Raw genomic sequence first — 16,475 nt, 5'->3', positions numbered from 1 at the left:
GATCGGAGATCTGTCCCATGTCCCGACTCATCGAAGTCTGGGGTGACACCGTCGACACCAGACACCTGGGTGCGTCGATCGCGCTCGGTGCCGGCATCGCGACCCCGACCTTCCTGCTGGGCAGGAGGCTCTTCAGAGCGACGGTGGAAGACCAGACTCTTGCCCAGTCGTATGCTCTGCTGCTCGGCCTCGGCGCTTGTCTGGTCGCAGCGTTCATCGCCGCCCGGCTCTTCAAGCCCAAGCGCATCGTCACCCAGACCGCGGCGACCGCGGAGAGCCGCCGAGAAGCGCTCGACGCGATCGCGGCCGACGGTGGGGAGTGGACCGATCCCGCGGACCTGTCGGTCGAGGTGCGGGACGAGCTACGCCAGCTCGGGCTCTACGACGTGCTGAAGCAGGCACACCTCGACGCCGAGTCCGAGGCCGGCGACCGACAGGAGACCCGCTCATGATGGAACCACTGCTCTGGGCCATCGGGATGGGCCTGATCGGCGCCGTCGTCTTCGCCGCCATCGGTCTGGTGTCGGGCACCGACGAGACCGCCGTCGTCGCACCCATCACGCTGCTCGTCGTGCTCCTCGGCGTACCCGCCGCCGGCGTCTTCAGCTTCTTCCTCGCCGCGGTCATCGCCAAGCACATCACTCACGCCATCCCCACCACCTTGCTCGGAATCCCGGGCGACACGATGGCGGCGCCGATGCTGGCCGACGCCCAACAGCTGCGTGAGCTGGGAGTGCCGCACATCGCCTTGCGGAAGGCGATCTCCGGCGGCGTGCTGTCCGCATTCATCGCGGTTCCCCTGGCAGTCCTCTTCGCCTGGATGCTCTCGCCCGTGGCTGACGAGATCGGCAAGGCAGCGCCGTGGATCTTCGCCGGCGCGGCCATCCTGATCGCGCTCACCTCGAAGGGCCGCTGGGCCGCGGTGGCCGCGCTGTTCCCGTTCGTGCTGCTGATCGTCGGGATCAACTCGTTCGTCACGGCACAGCTCGGCCACGCACTGAGCATCAGCTTCTTCCTCGGCATCGCCACCGGGCCGCTCATCGCCGACCTCTTCCTGGCGATGTCGCCATCAGGCCGCAAGAGCCTCGAACGCAGCGGGCCGCGCGAGTTCGCCCTGGCCCCCGACGTACGCACCTGGTCTGGGCGGATGCCCAACCCGCTCAAGGTGCTCGACCGCAAGCAGGTGGCCTACACCTCAGGGGCCGCGGTCGTCTCGAGCGCGACCTTCGTCTTCTCCCCGGTCGCGATGACCGTCCTGATGGGCGAGGCGGTGGGTGCCCGCGTCAAGAACGGCTATCACAAGCTCACCACCAAGATGGCCGTACGCAACGGCACGACGGAGTCGACCTACATCGCGGAGACGATGATCCCGCTGATCGCGCTGGGCCTGCCGCTCTCGCCGATGGCGGCTGGTCCGGCGGCGCCGCTCTTCAACGCGCCGCCGGTCTACACGGTCGACGCCGAGACGGGTGCGACCAACAACCTCCACGACCTGCTCACGACGTGGGAGTTCCTGGCGTTCGGCCTGATCGCCGTCACGATCGCCACGCTCGTCGCCTACCCGTTCGCGATGACGCATGCCCACCGAGCCGCGTCCTGGGTCATGCGCAACGTCTCCCACGAGGCGATCATCGGCGCCTTCGCCGGGCTGATCCTCGTCATCTGCCTCTACGAAGGTGGCCTCTTGGCCGTGCTGGTCACCGTGACCGTGGGGCTGATCGGAGGCCTGCTCAACCGCGCGTTCGGCATGCACTCCGGCGTGCAGTTCATGGGCTACTACGCCGCGGTGCTCACGGTGCCCGCGATGATCGCTCTGGGCTGACCCGCCCGAGCGACCCGAGCGAGGCCCCGGCAGGCATCTGCCGGGGCCTCGCCGCACTCCTCGGAGTCAGGCCCCCTCTTCCGGGGGTAGGGCGGCGGTCAAGCTCGCGGCGATGATGACGGCCATGACGAGATCGACTTCGACCGACGCCCTCCGTGCTGCCCGCGACGCGCTGATCGACCAGCGTCTCGACTATGCGGGAGCAGTCGAGACCTTTGGCTGGCCAGAGGTCGGGGCGAGCTTCAACTTCGCCCATGACTGGTTCGACCCGATGGCGCGGGGCAACGATGCTCCGGGTCTGGTGATCTCCGAGGCCGACGGGTCGCGGGCTGCGTACTCCTTCGACGAGCTGGCGCGACGCTCGGACGCGGTCGCCCGCTACCTCGGTCGTCTCGGCGTCGGCCGCGGCGACAGCGTGATCGTGATGCTCGGCAACCAGGTCGAGCTGTGGGAGACGATGCTCGCGGCGATGAAGGTCGGAGCGGTCCTGATGCCGACGACGACGGCGGTCGGCACCGCCGAGCTGGTGGACCGGCTCGCCCGCGGCCGGGCGAAGGCGGTGGTCTGCAACGCCGAGGACACGGGCAAGTTCGACGGCGTCCCCGGCGACTACGTCCGGATCAGCGTGGGGGAGCAGGAGGGCTGGAACGGGTACGCCGCGGCGGCGGCCGAGCGCCAGGAGCCAGTCGACCACCCCGGCAACGCCACGAGCGACGCGCTGCTCCTCTACTTCACCAGCGGCACCACCAGCCGTCCGAAGCTGGTCGAGCACACCCACTACACCTACCCGGTGGGACACCTGTCGACGATGTACTGGCTGGGCCTGCGTCCCGGCGACGTGCACATGAACATCTCGAGCCCCGGCTGGGCCAAGCACGCGTGGTCGAACTTCTTCGCGCCCTGGCTCGCCGGAGCGACCGTCTTCGTCCTCAACTACGCGCGCTTCGACGCGGCCACCCTGCTGCAGCGCATCCGGGAGGAGCACGTCACCAGCATGTGCGCTCCGCCCACGGTGTGGCGGATGCTCATCCAGGCCGACCTCACCGGCGGCTGTGGCTCGCTGCGGGAGGCGATCAGCGCAGGGGAGCCGCTCAACCCCGAGGTGATCAGCCAGATCCGTCAGGCGTGGAGCCTGACCATCCGGGACGGCTTCGGGCAGACCGAGATGACCGCGACGATCGCCAACAGCCCAGGTCAGCCGGTCCGTCCCGGGTCGATGGGGCGGCCGCTGCCAGGCGTTCCGGTGGTGCTGGTCGACCCGATCGAGGGGACCGTGATCGAGGGGCCGGGGGAGGGTGAGCTCTGCCTCGATCTGGGCCTCGACCTCTCGGCGCGACCCGCCACGCTGATGACCGCCTACCGCGACGACGAGAAGCGCACCGCCGACGCCATGCGCGGCGGCTTCTTCCACACCGGTGACGTCGCCAGCCGCGACGAGGACGGCTACATCACCTACGTAGGCCGCACCGACGACGTCTTCAAGGCATCCGACTACAAGGTCTCGCCCTTCGAGCTGGAGTCGGTCCTGATCGAGCACCCCGCGGTGGCCGAGGCGGCGGTCGTCCCCGCACCGGACCCCGTGCGGCTCGCTGTCCCCAAGGCGTACGTCTCGCTCACCGCCGGCCACGAGCCGACCGCCGAGACTGCCCGGGCCATCCTCGAGTTCGCCCGCGACCACCTCCCGCCCTACCTGCGGGTGCGGCGCCTGGAGTTCTTCGACCTTCCCAAGACGATCTCGGGCAAGATCCGGCGCGTCGAGCTCCGGACCCGCGAGCAGGAGGTCGTCGACCAGCGGCCGGCGGGGGAGCACCGCTACGAGGACTTCTTTCCCCGCAGCTGAACGACGAGCAACGGGAGTGCCTGACCGTCGGTCACGGACGGACGGTCAGGCACTGCGTACTGACCCCGAAGGCGCCGCGTTCGTCGTGGAGCACCGTGGTCGTCACCCCGGCGCCCTCCGGGCCGAACGAGACGGTCGTGTCGAGCCCCAGCCAGCCGATGCCCGGCGTACGGAACAGGTGCGCGGTCAGGTCGAGGTTGGGGAAGCTGACGTCCTTCGGGTCGACCCGGACGGCTACGCCGTTGGTGATGTCGAGCAGTCCTGCGACCTGCGCCAGCCGGCTCACCTCCTCGTCGGCGACCAGGGGATGAGGCGTACGCACCCAGGCCTGGGCCCGTCCCGGGCCGAGGTCACGCCGACGCACCTCGACCGAGGCGATGAAGCCCCCGCCCCACACCGCCGTCATGTCCCAGGCAGGCACCTCGTCGCCCGGTGCGGGCATCGACGCGTGGTGGGTTCCTGCGAGGTCAGCGGTCGGGTAGTCGGCGGTCAGCCAGGCACGCAGGAGCACGACCGGCCGGCCGGCATGGCTGGCTCGGGCCTCGACGAGCTCGATCGTGCGGCCGCCGCGGAGCACTGTCACCTCCACGGCGACCGGCTCGAGCGGGATGGTCCCGAGGATGTCGTAGCCGAGCCGGGTGATCCGGAGACCGTCGTCGCGGCGGGTGTCGCGGTCGCGCTCGACCTCGTGCGCGAGCACGCCGAGCAGAGTGGCGATGTGCTGAGTCTCCAGGTCCCAGGCGCCGCCGACGTGCTCGGTCGGGGTGAAGGTGTGCGCGCCGGTCCGATGCCAATAGGTCATCGGCGACTCAGAGGCCGAGCAGAGCGACGCTCTGCTCGCGCATGTCGATCTTGCGGACCTTGCCGGTCACGGTCATCGGGAACTCGTCGACGACCAGGACATAGCGCGGCGTCTTGTAGTGGGCGAGCTTCCCGCTGGCGAAGGCACGGACGGCCTCGGTGTCCAACGGTTCGGCGTCGGGACGCATCCGGATCCAGGCGCAGAGCTCCTCGCCGTACCTCTCGTCGGGAACGCCCACGACCTGGGCCTCGGCGATGTCGGGGTGGGTGAAGAGGAACTCCTCGATCTCGCGCGGATAGATGTTCTCGCCTCCGCGGATGACCATGTCCTTGATCCGGCCCACGACCACGCAGTAGCCGTCCTCGCGCATCACCGCCAGGTCACCGGTGTGCATCCAGCCGTCGGCGTCGATCACCTCGGCCGTCTTCGTCTCATCGTCCCAGTAGCCCAGCATCACCGAGTAGCCGCGGGTGCAGAACTCGCCCGCCGTGCCGTGGGGGACCACCTCGCCGGTGGCTGGGTCGACGATCTTGATCTCGACGTGCGGGGCGGCCCGGCCGATCGTCTCGGTGCGCCGCTCGAGGTCGTCGTCGGTGCGGGTCTGGCAGGAGACCGGGGAGGTCTCTGTCATGCCGTACGCGATCGCGACCTCGCTCATGTGCATCTCGCTGACGCACCGCTTCATGACCTCGACCGGGCACAGCGCACCGGCCATGATCCCGGTACGCAGTGTGGACAGGTCGTAGGAGGCGAAGCCCGGATCGTCCTGCATCGCGATGAACATCGTCGGCACCCCGTACAGCGCCGTGCACCTCTCGTCCTGCACGGTCTGCAGCGTCGTGACCGGGTCGAAGCCGGGCCCGGGGATGACCATCGTCGCCCCGTGGGTGGTGCAGCCGAGGTTCGCCATCACCATGCCGAAGCAGTGGTAGAACGGCACCGGGATGCAGAGCCGGTCCTGTTCGGTGAAGTGGATCGTCTCGGTGACGAAGAAGCCGTTGTTCAAGATGTTGCGGTGCGACAGCGTCGCGCCCTTCGGGAAGCCCGTGGTCCCGGAGGTGTACTGGATGTTGATCGCGTCGTTCGGGTCGAGCGGGTAGCCGACGTGGTCGGCCAGCCGCTCACCACGGCCGCTGGCCAGCAGCGCATCCCATTCCGGGGAGCCCAGGAAGATCGTCTGCTCCAGCGCGCCGCAGTCGCCCTCGACCGCGCCGACGAGCGAGACGTAGTCGCTGGTCTTGAACGCCGTCGCGCTGATGAGCAGCCGCACCCCGGACTGGTTGAGCGCATAGGCGAGCTCGTGCGTGCGGTAGGCGGGGTTGATGTTGACCAGGATCGCGCCGATCTTGGCCGTGGCGAACTGGACCATCGTCCACTCGGCGCAGTTCGGCGCCCAGATGCCGACGCGGTCGCCCTTGCCGATGCCCGCCTTGCGGAGGCCGACCGCGAGAGCGTCGACGTCGGTGTTGAGCTCCGTGTAGGTCCAGCGCCGGCCGGTGGCTGCCTCGACGAGCGCCTCACGGTCTCCATGAAGGGCGACGGTGCGCTCGAAGTTGGCTCCGATCGTCTCCTCGAGCAGCGGAACGTCGGTGTTGCCACGGGCCGACGATGCGGTGATGGATGAGGTCTCGGTCATGCCGCGAGCATGACCGAGACCGGGGTGGCTGCCACACCCCCGAAGGAGGGTGAGCCGGTCCGCTGATCAGGTGAGCGCCGGCTCCGCGTCCAGGTCGACGCGGCTGGTCTCCTTGGCGATCAGCAGGCAGACGACGCTCAGCAGGGCAAGAGCGGTGAGGAAGTACGCGATCCCGTCGGTGCCCCACCGGGACAGCAGATCCTCGGCGATGACGAGCGGGACTGCACCGCCGAGGATGCCCGCGATGTTGTAGGCCAGCCCCGCACCCGTGTAGCGGTACCTGGCCTGGAACGTCTCGGGCAGGAACGCTGCGATCGGGCCGTAGTTGAGGCCGAGGACGCAGAGCAGCAGGCTGTTGCCGAGGGCGAAGCTGACGAAGCTGCCGGGCTCCATGACGCCGAAGGCGAGCGGCCCGGCGACGACGCCGAAAGCAGCGCCGACGAGCAGGACCGCGCGCCGGCCGAGCACGTCGGAGAGCAACGCCGAGACGATGACGGTCACGCTCATTGCGAAGGCCGCGATGATGACGCCGAGCAGGGCCTGGGTCATGCTCAGGCCGAGGGTGCCGACCGCGTAGGCGACCATGAAGCTGGCTCCCGTGTAGAAGGCGCCGAAGACGATCGCCATGATGCCGCCGCCGAGCAGCACCTGTCGCCACTGGTCCCGGAGGCAGCCGAGGAACGGCAGCGCGCTACGGGTCCCGGCCGACTGAACCTTCTTGAACGACGGGGTCTCGGCGATGCTCAGCCGGACCCAGAGCCCGACGCCGACCAGGATGGCGCTGGCCAGGAACGGGATCCGCCAGCCCCAGGCCGCGAACGCCTCGGGAGCCATCAGGCTGAAGGTGAGGAGCATCGCGCCGGCAGCGAGGATCAGCCCGAGGCTGGGGCCGAGCTGCGGGAACATGCTGTAGCGCCCGCGCTGGCCGTGGGCGGCGTACTCGGTGGTGAGGAGGGCCGCGCCGGCCCACTCGCCGCCGAGAGCGATGCCCTGGAAGGCGCGCAGCACCACCAGGATCACGACGGCGCTCTTGCCGATCGAGTCCGCGCTCGGGAGAAGCCCGATCGCGAACGTCGAGGCGCCCATGATCATCAGCGTCGTGATCAGGGTGGCCTTGCGGCCGATCCGGTCGCCGTAGTGGCCGAAGAGGATCGCGCCGAGCGGCCGGAAGACGAATGCGACACCGAAGGTCGCGATCGACGCCATGGTGCCCTCGGGACCGCCCATGGACGGGAAGAAGACGGCGTTGAACACCAGCGCCGCGGCGAGGCCGTAGATGAGGAAGTCGTAGAACTCGATGGTGGTGCCGGTCAGTGACGCCGTCGCGACGCGGCGCATGGTGCGCCCGTCGACCTCGGCTCGGGTAGCCGCGATTTGGGCCATGATCGTGCCTCCTACTCGGTGGGTGAACCGAGTGTTGGGGCTGCCGCAACCTCTCCGATACCCCCTGAAGGATGCCCTCGAAAGAGGGGGTATGCCCCTTGTTGCCTGTGATGGTCGTCACTTACGCTCATCGTCATGAGCACCATCGCGATCGCCCCCGAGGCGCCGTACGACGGGTCCAGGATCGCCCAGACACTGGCGTCGTTCCGCGCCGCGTCGGGGCTGGATCTCGCCTTCGGTGGTCCGGTCCGCGGTGACGGGACAGCCATCGACATCACCGCGACCTGCGGCGCCAAGGGCACTGCGCTGCGGGGTCTGCGGGTCGTCAACGGTGAAGGCCTGGGCGGAAAGACGCTGCAGACCCGTCAGCCCGGCTCCGTCGACCACTACTACACCGCTCGCGGGATCACCCACGTCTACGACACCGCCGTCGCTCAGGAGCAGATACAGACCGTCGCCGCCCTGCCGATCCTGGTCGACCGGACCCCGCGGATGCTCGTCTATCTCGCCTCCCGCTCGCAGGTCGGCCTCGGCGGCGTCTGGTTCGACGCGCTGCGCCCGCTGGTCCGCACTCTCGAGCGCGAGATCCTGATCGACGACGAGGTCCGCAACCGGCTCTCGCGGCTGGCGCCCGCGCCGTCGCCGGCTCCGAGCCCGATCGAGACGGCCGCGAAGCGCGATCTGGCCGAGCGCAGGGAGATGGCGGCCGAGCTCACCGCCCTGGCCGGCCAGGTGCTCGATCCCGAGGTCCGCGGCCGACTCGAGGCCATGGTCCGGCGGCTCACCGCCGCGCCGGGGGAGAGGAGACCGGCTCAGCTGGCCCCGGCCGTGCGCCTGGCCGCCCGCGAGCTCGACGTCCTTCGCCAGGTGGCGCTCGGGAACAGCAACCGGGAAGCCGCCGAGGCGCTCGGGATCGTGGAGAGCACGGTGAAGTCCTACCTGAAGAGCGCCACCCGCAAGCTCAACGCCAACAACCGCGTCCACGCCGTCCGCGTGGCGCGCGAAGCCGGCCTGATCGACTGACCCTGCCCTCGTACGGCGGCTACCTGCATCACGGGCCCGCGAGGCGATGAGGGTGGGCGCAGAAGCGGATTGATCGTTCCCGCCATGCGACGGGCACGCGCCCAGAATGGTTGTGTACGGAAACGGTACGGGTTGGTACGGGACGGTACGGGCAGGCTCGTGCGACCGACACTCATATCTTCGATGTCCCATCACCTCGGAGAAGGAGTGAACATGCCCGTACGTCTCAGAACGGTCATCAGCGGTCTCGTCCTGGCGGCCCTGGCGGCAGTCGTCGGCGTCTTCGTCACGACGCCCGCCCAGGCGGCTTCGCACTACGGCTGTAGCTATCCGAACATCTGCCTCAAGAACGGCTCATACAACGGCGGAACGAAGATCTGGCAAGCATGGTCGCCCGGCTACAAGATCCTCCCCAGCGGCGACCAGAACGTCGCCGACTCCGTCATCAACACCAAGAACGACGACTCGATCTGGCTTCTGGACACCGGTACGAGCCCGGATCGCTATCTTTGCATCCCCGCCGACACCTATGTGAACCTGGGGTCCTTCGCCCACCCGACGCGTGGCGGCACTTGGGCAGGCGATGTCGATGTCGTGCAGATCTGGCCGAGTTCCGACGACGGAATGTGCAGCGGTACGAACCAGGTACGGCAAGGCAGCGTCCGAGACGGGTGGCGACCGTGACGCTTTCCTGAGGAGCTGAGGATCCGACCTCGTGATGTCATCACGGGGTCGGATCTCCGGTCGTGGCCCTAGTACGCTCACGGGGTGGCCACAGTCGGAGTCATCGCCAGCGCTGCCGGCGGCGTGGAGCTCCTCTGCGACGAGCTGGTCCGCCCGCTGCTGGACGCGGGCCACCAGGTGCCGGTGACCCTGACGCCGACGGCGTTCAGCTGGCTGAGCGCGAACGGCGAGGCCGACCGGATCGAGGCCGCCACCAGGCTCCCGGTGCGGGGGACGAGCCGACTCCCGTGGGAGCCGCGCCCGCACCCGGACCTCGACGTCATCGTCGTGGCCCCCGCGACCTTCAACACCACCGCCAAGATCGCCCTGGGCCTGGCCGACAACCAGGCGCTGACGGTCGTGACCGAGGTGCTCGCGACCGTGCCGGTGGTGCTCTTCCCGCTGATCAACGCCGCCCACGCCGCGCACCCGGCCTGGGCCTCCCATCTGGCCGCGCTTCGCGCTGCCGGTGTGCACCTCATCGAGGGTCCCGACCTCTGGCCCCTCCACCCGCCGCGCCAGATGCCCCGGGATCAGGCCCTGCCGTGGAAAGCCGTCATCGACGCCGCCCGCCAGGCAGCAGCTCGCCGCTAGCGTCCTGTAGGCGCGAGCATCTCCCGGTCGACACCGGAGTTTCCGACGGATCGACAAGGTGGCGAGCGCCCGCACCGGGTCCTCGTACGCGTTGAGGTCGGCGGCGATGATCGCCATCGCTCCCGTGCCCTGGACCGCCATCGCGGCGCTCCCGGTGAACAGCGCCCGCCCGCGAGCCCGAACAGATAGCCATAGAGCCCGGCCACCGGGCTCACCCCCGCGAGCAGCCCGCTGGCCAGCCCGTCCGGCACGGACTCGATCCCGAGCACGACCCCGGCAGCAGCATCGCGTCGAGCCGTACGCCGATCGAACAGATGGCGCGGCAGCGTGATCCGCTCGCGAAGCCAGGTCAGCATCAGCCGTTGGATCGGCCGTCGGCGTACGTGGGGCTGCTCACCGAACCATCGCAGCGCCGATCGTGTGCGGCTGCCTCACCTGACTCGGGTGAGGTCGGCCGATTGGCCTTCCGGAGTGGGACCCCAGCCCGTCCTAGCGGGCGACCGGGGCTGATGCGACGCCCCGAGCGTCCGATGTTCGCGTTGCGCGTCGCGCACCTCGTCGTTGTTCGCGCCGCAGATCCCACAAGTAGTAGTCGAAGTCGACCTCCATGGTGTGTCGTGCCGACGAGTAGAACTGGCGCCGGTTTCGCTCGTGGTCGGCCAGCATCTGGCGCCGGACCTCGTCTCTGGGCGGTGCGACGTACCGTCCGATGAGCTGCTCGACGATCCATCGGCTCTGCGCTTCGGCCAACGGCATCACGGCACCGATCGGCTGCAGCAGCCCGATGAAGTACAGGCCCGGCAGGTCGGGGTGAACAGTGCGCTTCCAGAGTGGCAGGTCGTTGTCATCCGCGGCTACCAGGCTCGGTGCCAGGAACGGGAAGGTGACGTTGTATCCGGTCGCCCAGACGATGAGGTCCGCGGGCACGCGTGTGCCGTCGGCGAACTCCACGTGCTGCCGGTCCAGTCGCGAGATCCCCGGATGAGGCTGGACCCGTCCTGAACGCAGCGCGTCGCGGATGCCCTCCGACTGCACCGGGTGCGACTGCCCGGGCTTGTGATCGGGTTGCGGCAGCCCGAGCTTCGCCACGCTTCCCGACGTCACCGCCGCCAAGCGCAACCGGGCTGCGGTGACCCACCACGGCAACCATCCGGGCAGCGCGACCTGATCGGCGGGACGACCCAAGAGGAACTTGCGCAGCACCCACTGGCCGCGACGCTGCGACAGGTGCGCCGAACGTGCGATCCGCCCTGCTTCCACAGAGATGTCCAACGCCGAGTTGCCCGAACCGACGACTACGACGTCTCGTCCGGCCAGCTGCGATGAGGAACGGTAGTCGTGCGCGTGGATCTGCTCCCCCTCGAAGGTGCCCGGGTAGGCCGGCTCAGGCCAGCGCGGGTCCCAGTGATGACCGTTCGCCACGAGCACCGCGTCATATTCAATGACCGTGTCGCCGTCGGCGTCCGAAGTGCGCACGCGCCATTTGTCGTCGGCCGTGGGCGTCACCTCGGTCACGGTCGTGGAGAACGTGATCCGGTCGCGAAAGCCGAAGTGGTCGACGTACGCGTTGAAGTAGTCCGCGACCTGGTCGTGGCGGGCGTAGGCGGGGTAGTGCTCCGGCATGGGGAAGTCCGAGAAAGCCATGCGCGGGCACGAGGTGTTGATCTCCAGCGTCTCGTAGCACGCCGACTGTCCGTTGGGGTTGTCCAGCACCCAGTTGCCGCCGACGGTCGTGCCCTTCTCGAAGCAGTCGAACGGCACCCCGGCCGTGTACAGAGCCTTCGCCGCAGCGAGACCCGACGAACCGCCACCGATGACACACACTCGAGGCAGCGAACTGTCGGGCACGACGGGTGCGGTGACGGCAGGGGCGCGGTGACGTTGCTTGACCAGGTAGGGCATTGCGCAAGGTTGCCACCTCGGGACCTAGATTTACTTGACTCCAGAGGACATCGTTTTGACTTCTGGGGACATCGGCCCCCGTCGCGGCGTACGCGCCGTCATCGGGTGGCGGCGGGCTCGCTTCCCCGCGCCTGTCGTCGGATGTTTGCCGGGCTGTCGTTGAACCAGCGACGGCAGGAGCGGGTCAACACGCTTTGCTCGGAGTAGCCGAGCTCTCGCGCCAGGTGGGTCAAGCTCAGCTCCGTCTCGCGCAGGTACCGTTCGGCGCTCTCTCTGCGAACGCCGTCGACCAGGCTCCCGTAGGTGTGGCCCTCCAGGGCGAGCCGGCGTTGCAACGCTTTGGGATGCAGGGAGAACTGCGCAGCGATGAGCTCGAGGGTGACCGCACCGGTAGGGAGGAGTCGCCGGACCACGTCACGTACTTCGCCGGCCAGGCCGGGCTCCGCAGTGGCGACCACGCCGCGCAGGTAGTCCAGCAGCGCCTGGTGCGTGATGTCGTCGTGCTGCAACGGTCGGCTCAGGGTCGCCGCCTCGATGGTGAACCCGGACAGACGATCGTCGACGCTCGGAGCGCACCCGAAGTAGGCCACGTAGTCCGCGCGGGGGGCCAAGGCCGCGTGCGGAATGTGCACCGCGACAGGGGCATAGTCACGTCCGACCAGGAATCGGCACACCCTCAGCGCCACGCCGAGAGACAGTTCGGTCACCTGCGGATGGGCGAGCCTCTTGTCCAGCACGATCCGGAACTCGAAACGAAGCCGCGTTGAGCCCGGCAGCGCAGTCAGGGTGGTCCGGATGGCGGGGCTATAGGCGGAGATGTAGGTGTCGAAGATCGCGAACGCGTCACCGACCGTCGCCGATGTCTTGGCTGCCGACCCCACCGGCCCCAGGATCTCGATGCCCTGGCGGGAGGCGAGACGCCGACCGAAGTCGGCGGTTCCGGTCGACGCGGCTGCGGACTCGACGGCCGCGATCACGCCCACGTAGCTGATGAACACGTCGTTGCGGCCGATGTCGCGAATGCGCAGCCCAGCGTCGGCCAGCAGCCGTGACGGATCACCGCCCAGCTCCGCGACCAGTTCCGGGTACCCGGACAAGCAGGTCCCGCGGATCAACGACATGTCCGCAAATGTCAAGGATTCGTCCTTGCGTGTCAAGACACCGCGTCTCGTCGCTGACAGTGTGAGCCGCCTCACGTTCTTCACTCTCAAGGAGTCGCGATGCGACCACGCCCCAACCAGATGACGCCTGGGCGGACCGACCCGACCCTGCGTCGTGGTTTCAGTGCGACAGCGCTGGCCCTCACCCTCTCGATCACATTCCTCGGAGTGAGCGAGACCCCGCCGGCGTACGCAGCGGCAGCGCCAAGCGACTCGTTCTACGTCTATACCGGCTCGACACCGCTCGCGTCCCTTGCTCCCGGCGCGGTGCTCGCGACCAGAACGGTGCCCTACAGCGTCGTTGGACTACCTACGCCGGTCACCGCGGTGCAGCTCCTCTACCGCACGCAAGACGCCCAGGGGAAGCCGACCGCCAACGTCACCACAGTGTTGAAGACGCCCGGGTCCTCGTCCACGCGTGCGGTGTCGTACCAGTCGTTCTACGACTCGATGAATCCTGAGGACGGCCCATCGCATGCCATCGCCGGCAACGTCGGGCTGGGAGGACTCATCGCAAACGCCGAGGCGATCTTCCTCGTCCCACTTCTCGCCCAGGGATACACCGTGGTCGTGCCCGACACCGAAGGTCAGACCGCAGACTTCGGCTACGGCCCCGAGTACGGCATCAACACGTTGGACTCGATGCGGGCGGCCGGCAACTCCTCCGCCACCGGCCTGACGCAGAACACCGAGTTCGGCATGATCGGCTACTCCGGCGGCGCCATCGCCACCAACTGGGCTGCGCAGCTGGCGCCGGGCTATGCGCCCGACATCAATGCACGACTCGTCGGCGCGACTGACGGTGGCGTGCTCGTCGACCCGGTCCGCAACCTGTCCTACGTCAGCGGTTCAGCCTTCTGGGCTGGCGTGGCTCCGATGGCCATCGCCGGCGTCGCCCGAGCCAAGGGCGTCGACCTCACGCCCTACCTCAACGCCTACGGGCAACAGGTCTTCGCGGATATGCAGGACGCCTCGATCCTGGAGGTCAACGGCCGCTATCCAGGCTTGACCTGGCAGCAGCTTGCCAAGCCCGAGTATGCCGACTTCACCTCCGTCCGCGTGCTTGCAGACCTCCTGGACGAGGTCAACATGGCTACCGCTCCTACGCCGACCATCCCGATGTTCATCGGCCAGGGCGCCGCCGGGTGGCAGGAGGGGACCCTGGGCAACAAACCTGGCATCGGCCCCGGTGACGGAGTGATGATCGCTGGAGATGTACGGACGCTGGCCCGGCAGTTCTGCGACGACGGGAACCGCGACATCAAGTACACCCAGTACGACCTCACCGGACACAACAGCACCACCGCGGTATGGGCGCCGGTGGCGATCACCTGGCTGAACAACCGGTTCGCCGGCATCGACGCCCCGTCGAACTGCGGGCGCATTGCCCCAGGCAACGTCCTCACCCCCTGAGCCGTACCCACACGATCCCTGATGGAGGCCCTCATGAGGCACGCCAAACACGAACTGAACGGCAAGGTCGTCGCCATCACGGGTGGCGCACGCGGCATCGGGTTCGCCGTCGCCCAGAGGTGCGCCGAGGCCGGCATGCGGGTCGCCATCGGCGACGTCGAGGCCGATCTCGTCATGGACGCCGCAGCGCGGCTGGGCCCCTCCGCGCGCGGATACGTCCTGGACGTACGAGACAAGGCCTCCTTCCAGTCGTACCTGGACTCCGCAGAGGCGGAGCTCGGGCCCCTCGACGCGCTGGTCAACAACGCGGGAGTCCTGCGCATGGGGCCTCTGGCTGCCACTGACGACGCGTCGGTGGATCTTCAGCTCGACGTCAACATCAAGGGGGTCATCACCGGGTCCCGTCTTGCGCTGGAGCGGTTCCTGACCCGCGGTGACGGCCACTTGGTGAACATGGCATCCAGCGCAGGCATGGTCGCCACCGCCAACGGCGCCGCCTACAGCGCGACCAAGCATGCCGTCCTGGGGTTCACCCGAGCGCTCCGCGGCGAGCTGCGGGGGAGTGGTGTGCGCACCACCGTGGTGATGCCGGGCGTCATTCGAACCGACATGACCACCGACTTCAAGAACGCGGTCGGTGTCCGCGTGGTCGAGCCCGCCATGGTCGCCGAACGCATCGTCGAAGCGCTGCGGTCCGGTGCCCTCGAGGTCTGCGTCCCGCGGGAGATCGCGGTCCAAGGCCGCCTGTTCGCCTGCCTTCCCCCGCGCGCCTCAGACTTCCTCAAACGGATCACGCGCGTTGATGAGGTCATGCACTGAGGAGCGCAGGGTTCGAAATCGAACTAGCCCCTGACTGCATCACTGCAGATCAGGGACTAGTTTTCTGTGGACGATACTGGGTTTGAACCAGTGACCTCTTCCGTGTCAAGGAAGCGCGCTACCGCTGCGCCAATCGTCCGTGGTTATTCAGTTTGTGTCCTGCAGTTTACATCAGGGTGGTGCTTCGAGGTGGGTACGGGATTTGAACCCGTGTACACGGATTTGCAGTCCGTTGCCTCGCCTCTCGGCCAACCCACCGCTGGAGGCATTGCCTCCGGTGGAGACCTACTCCGAGCGGACGACGAGGCTCGAACTCGCGACCTCAACCTTGGCAAGGTTGCGCTCTACCAACTGAGCTACGTCCGCTTGCTGCTTCGGACCCGGTTTCCCGTGCCCTTGGCGACGAGAAGAACATTAACGGAGGCACGTGGCGGCCACAAATCGGGGGTCACCTCCGTGTCATTCGCTCGACATCTCGAAGGTCGCACCGGCGCGCTTTCCCGGCTCTGATCAGGGACGTTTTAGAGTTGCAGCATGCGCGCGTGGATCGATGGTCATCTTCTCGACAACCCGGCCGCCCCGGCGGTCTCCGTCCGCGACCATGGTCTGGTCGTCGGCGACGGCGTCTTCGAGACGCTCAAGGTGATCGAGGACCGGCCGTTCGGGCTCGCCCTCCATCTCGACCGCCTCGAACGCTCTGCGAACGGGCTTGGACTGCCCGCGTTTGACCGCACGCTCGTCACGAAGGGCGTCGAGGCTGTGCTGGGCGCGGGCCCGACGGCGTACGGGCGCCTGCGGATCACCGTCACGGGTGGGCCGGCGCCGTTCGGGTCGGGTCGCGCGGAGGTGGCACCGACGATCATGGTCGGCCTCGAGGACGCGACGCCCCTGCCGGCCGAGACGAAGGTCGTCAGTGTGCCGTGGCGCCGCAACGAGCACGGTGCGACGTCCGGCCTGAAGACGACGTCGTACGCCGAGAACGTCATCGCCCTCGCCGAGGCTCACAAGCACGGGGCCAGCGAGGCGATCTTCGCCAACACCGTCGGCGACCTGTGCGAGGGCACCGGGAGCAACGTCTTCTACGTGCTCGACGGTGCGCTCAAGACGCCGACGCTCTCCAGCGGTCCGTTGGCCGGGATCACCCGGGCCCTGGTGCTGGAGTGGTTCGGCGCCGAGGAGACCGACGAGCCGCTCGCCGAGGTGGAGGAGTACGCCACCGAGGTCTTCCTCACCTCCAGCCTGCGCGACGTGCAGGCTGTCACCGAGTGGGGCACGCGCACCCTCCCGCACGGCCCGGTGACCCGGGCGGCGCAGGAGGCCTGGCGTACGAACGAGTCGAGCCTGCTCGGCCTCTGATC

The 16,475-nt window shown here is 68.4% G+C and carries 14 protein-coding genes and 3 tRNA genes; 9 read left to right on the top strand and 8 right to left on the bottom strand.

Annotated elements, in window-relative coordinates; translation table 11 throughout:
* Positions 1 to 17 precede the first annotated feature (17 nt).
* The 3 genes from BJ988_RS10135 (at position 18) to BJ988_RS10125 (ending at position 3,662) form a co-directional block, all read left to right on the top strand.
* Positions 18 to 452 carry a hypothetical protein gene (locus BJ988_RS10135; protein WP_179657873.1) on the top strand — a complete coding sequence of 145 codons (435 nt, stop codon included), beginning with the start codon at positions 18 to 20 and terminating at the stop codon, positions 450 to 452.
* The gene (locus BJ988_RS10130; protein WP_179657872.1) at positions 449 to 1,822 is read left to right on the top strand and encodes a tripartite tricarboxylate transporter permease; all 1,374 of its coding nucleotides are present in this window, start codon (positions 449 to 451) and stop codon (positions 1,820 to 1,822) included. Before BJ988_RS10135 ends, BJ988_RS10130 begins: the two co-directional genes overlap by 4 nt.
* A gap of 124 nt (positions 1,823 to 1,946) precedes the next feature.
* Positions 1,947 to 3,662: an AMP-binding protein gene (locus tag BJ988_RS10125; RefSeq protein ID WP_179657871.1), complete on the top strand. Its 1,716-nt coding sequence runs from the start codon at positions 1,947 to 1,949 to the stop codon at positions 3,660 to 3,662.
* A gap of 31 nt (positions 3,663 to 3,693) precedes the next feature.
* Here the strand turns inward: BJ988_RS10125 and BJ988_RS10120 are convergent, their stop codons facing one another.
* From BJ988_RS10120 to BJ988_RS10110, 3 genes are all read right to left on the bottom strand, one after another.
* Positions 3,694 to 4,464, bottom strand: a complete 771-nt coding sequence (locus BJ988_RS10120) for a thioesterase family protein (RefSeq protein ID WP_179657870.1) — start codon at positions 4,462 to 4,464, stop codon at positions 3,694 to 3,696.
* 7 nt (positions 4,465 to 4,471) lie between these two features.
* Positions 4,472 to 6,100 (bottom strand): AMP-binding protein, encoded by a 1,629-nt coding sequence (locus tag BJ988_RS10115; protein WP_179657869.1) that lies wholly within the window; start codon positions 6,098 to 6,100, stop codon positions 4,472 to 4,474.
* Between the two features lie 66 nt (positions 6,101 to 6,166).
* Positions 6,167 to 7,483, bottom strand: coding sequence for an MFS transporter (locus tag BJ988_RS10110; RefSeq protein WP_179657868.1), 1,317 nt, complete (start codon positions 7,481 to 7,483; stop codon positions 6,167 to 6,169).
* A gap of 135 nt (positions 7,484 to 7,618) precedes the next feature.
* On the opposite strand from BJ988_RS10110, the gene BJ988_RS10105 reads away from it, so the two are divergent.
* The 3 genes from BJ988_RS10105 (at position 7,619) to BJ988_RS10095 (ending at position 9,823) form a co-directional block, all read left to right on the top strand.
* Positions 7,619 to 8,506 carry a helix-turn-helix transcriptional regulator gene (locus BJ988_RS10105; RefSeq protein ID WP_179657867.1) on the top strand — a complete coding sequence of 296 codons (888 nt, stop codon included), beginning with the start codon at positions 7,619 to 7,621 and terminating at the stop codon, positions 8,504 to 8,506.
* A 213-nt stretch (positions 8,507 to 8,719) separates the two neighbouring features.
* A complete protein-coding gene (locus tag BJ988_RS10100; protein ID WP_179657866.1) occupies positions 8,720 to 9,190 on the top strand; it encodes a hypothetical protein in 471 nt (156 codons plus the stop codon).
* 84 nt (positions 9,191 to 9,274) lie between these two features.
* Positions 9,275 to 9,823, top strand: coding sequence for a flavoprotein (locus BJ988_RS10095; RefSeq protein WP_179657865.1), 549 nt, complete (start codon positions 9,275 to 9,277; stop codon positions 9,821 to 9,823).
* A gap of 489 nt (positions 9,824 to 10,312) precedes the next feature.
* Here BJ988_RS10095 and BJ988_RS10090 read toward each other — a convergent pair whose 3' ends face one another.
* Entirely contained in the window at positions 10,313 to 11,725 is a 1,413-nt protein-coding gene (locus BJ988_RS10090) for a flavin-containing monooxygenase (RefSeq protein ID WP_179657864.1), read from the bottom strand.
* Positions 11,726 to 11,823: 98 nt separating this feature from the next.
* Positions 11,824 to 12,846, bottom strand: coding sequence for an AraC family transcriptional regulator (locus BJ988_RS10085; protein ID WP_179657863.1), 1,023 nt, complete (start codon positions 12,844 to 12,846; stop codon positions 11,824 to 11,826).
* Between the two features lie 99 nt (positions 12,847 to 12,945).
* Between BJ988_RS10085 and BJ988_RS10080 the strand changes: the two genes are divergently transcribed.
* Both BJ988_RS10080 and BJ988_RS10075 read left to right on the top strand, forming a co-directional pair.
* Positions 12,946 to 14,298: a lipase family protein gene (locus tag BJ988_RS10080; protein WP_218860726.1), complete on the top strand. Its 1,353-nt coding sequence runs from the start codon at positions 12,946 to 12,948 to the stop codon at positions 14,296 to 14,298.
* A 33-nt stretch (positions 14,299 to 14,331) separates the two neighbouring features.
* Positions 14,332 to 15,117 (top strand): SDR family NAD(P)-dependent oxidoreductase, encoded by a 786-nt coding sequence (locus BJ988_RS10075; RefSeq protein WP_179657862.1) that lies wholly within the window; start codon positions 14,332 to 14,334, stop codon positions 15,115 to 15,117.
* Positions 15,118 to 15,184: 67 nt separating this feature from the next.
* Here BJ988_RS10075 and BJ988_RS10070 read toward each other — a convergent pair.
* The 3 genes from BJ988_RS10070 to BJ988_RS10060 all read right to left on the bottom strand — a co-directional run bounded on the left by BJ988_RS10070 (position 15,185) and on the right by BJ988_RS10060 (position 15,483).
* Positions 15,185 to 15,256: transfer RNA gene (locus BJ988_RS10070), tRNA-Val, on the bottom strand.
* Positions 15,257 to 15,304: 48 nt separating this feature from the next.
* A tRNA-Cys gene (locus BJ988_RS10065) sits at positions 15,305 to 15,375 on the bottom strand.
* Between the two features lie 35 nt (positions 15,376 to 15,410).
* Positions 15,411 to 15,483: transfer RNA gene (locus BJ988_RS10060), tRNA-Gly, on the bottom strand.
* A 168-nt stretch (positions 15,484 to 15,651) separates the two neighbouring features.
* Here BJ988_RS10060 and BJ988_RS10055 point away from each other — a divergent pair.
* On the top strand, positions 15,652 to 16,473 hold the full coding sequence (locus BJ988_RS10055; RefSeq protein WP_179657861.1) for an aminotransferase class IV: 822 nt from the start codon (positions 15,652 to 15,654) through the stop codon (positions 16,471 to 16,473).
* Positions 16,474 to 16,475 lie beyond the last annotated feature (2 nt).

The organism is Nocardioides panzhihuensis, assembly GCF_013408335.1.
Classification (GTDB): domain Bacteria; phylum Actinomycetota; class Actinomycetes; order Propionibacteriales; family Nocardioidaceae; genus Nocardioides; species Nocardioides panzhihuensis.
Note: the sequence above shows the minus strand (reverse complement) of the source record. Positions and strands in the feature narration are given on the sequence as shown.

What these genes read in the sequence shown, in the direction of transcription:
- BJ988_RS10135 (WP_179657873.1), top strand. Translation starts at nt 18, where the DNA reads ATGTCCCGACTCATCGAAGTCTGGGGTGACACCGTCGACACCAGACAC.
- BJ988_RS10130 (WP_179657872.1), top strand. Translation starts at nt 449, where the DNA reads ATGATGGAACCACTGCTCTGGGCCATCGGGATGGGCCTGATCGGCGCC.
- BJ988_RS10125 (WP_179657871.1), top strand. Translation starts at nt 1,947, where the DNA reads ATGACGAGATCGACTTCGACCGACGCCCTCCGTGCTGCCCGCGACGCG.
- BJ988_RS10120 (WP_179657870.1), bottom strand. Translation starts at nt 4,464, where the DNA reads ATGACCTATTGGCATCGGACCGGCGCGCACACCTTCACCCCGACCGAG.
- BJ988_RS10115 (WP_179657869.1), bottom strand. Translation starts at nt 6,100, where the DNA reads ATGACCGAGACCTCATCCATCACCGCATCGTCGGCCCGTGGCAACACC.
- BJ988_RS10110 (WP_179657868.1), bottom strand. Translation starts at nt 7,483, where the DNA reads ATGGCCCAAATCGCGGCTACCCGAGCCGAGGTCGACGGGCGCACCATG.
- BJ988_RS10105 (WP_179657867.1), top strand. Translation starts at nt 7,619, where the DNA reads ATGAGCACCATCGCGATCGCCCCCGAGGCGCCGTACGACGGGTCCAGG.
- BJ988_RS10100 (WP_179657866.1), top strand. Translation starts at nt 8,720, where the DNA reads ATGCCCGTACGTCTCAGAACGGTCATCAGCGGTCTCGTCCTGGCGGCC.
- BJ988_RS10090 (WP_179657864.1), bottom strand. Translation starts at nt 11,725, where the DNA reads ATGCCCTACCTGGTCAAGCAACGTCACCGCGCCCCTGCCGTCACCGCA.
- BJ988_RS10085 (WP_179657863.1), bottom strand. Translation starts at nt 12,846, where the DNA reads ATGTCGTTGATCCGCGGGACCTGCTTGTCCGGGTACCCGGAACTGGTC.
- BJ988_RS10080 (WP_218860726.1), top strand. Translation starts at nt 12,946, where the DNA reads ATGCGACCACGCCCCAACCAGATGACGCCTGGGCGGACCGACCCGACC.
- BJ988_RS10075 (WP_179657862.1), top strand. Translation starts at nt 14,332, where the DNA reads ATGAGGCACGCCAAACACGAACTGAACGGCAAGGTCGTCGCCATCACG.
- BJ988_RS10055 (WP_179657861.1), top strand. Translation starts at nt 15,652, where the DNA reads ATGCGCGCGTGGATCGATGGTCATCTTCTCGACAACCCGGCCGCCCCG.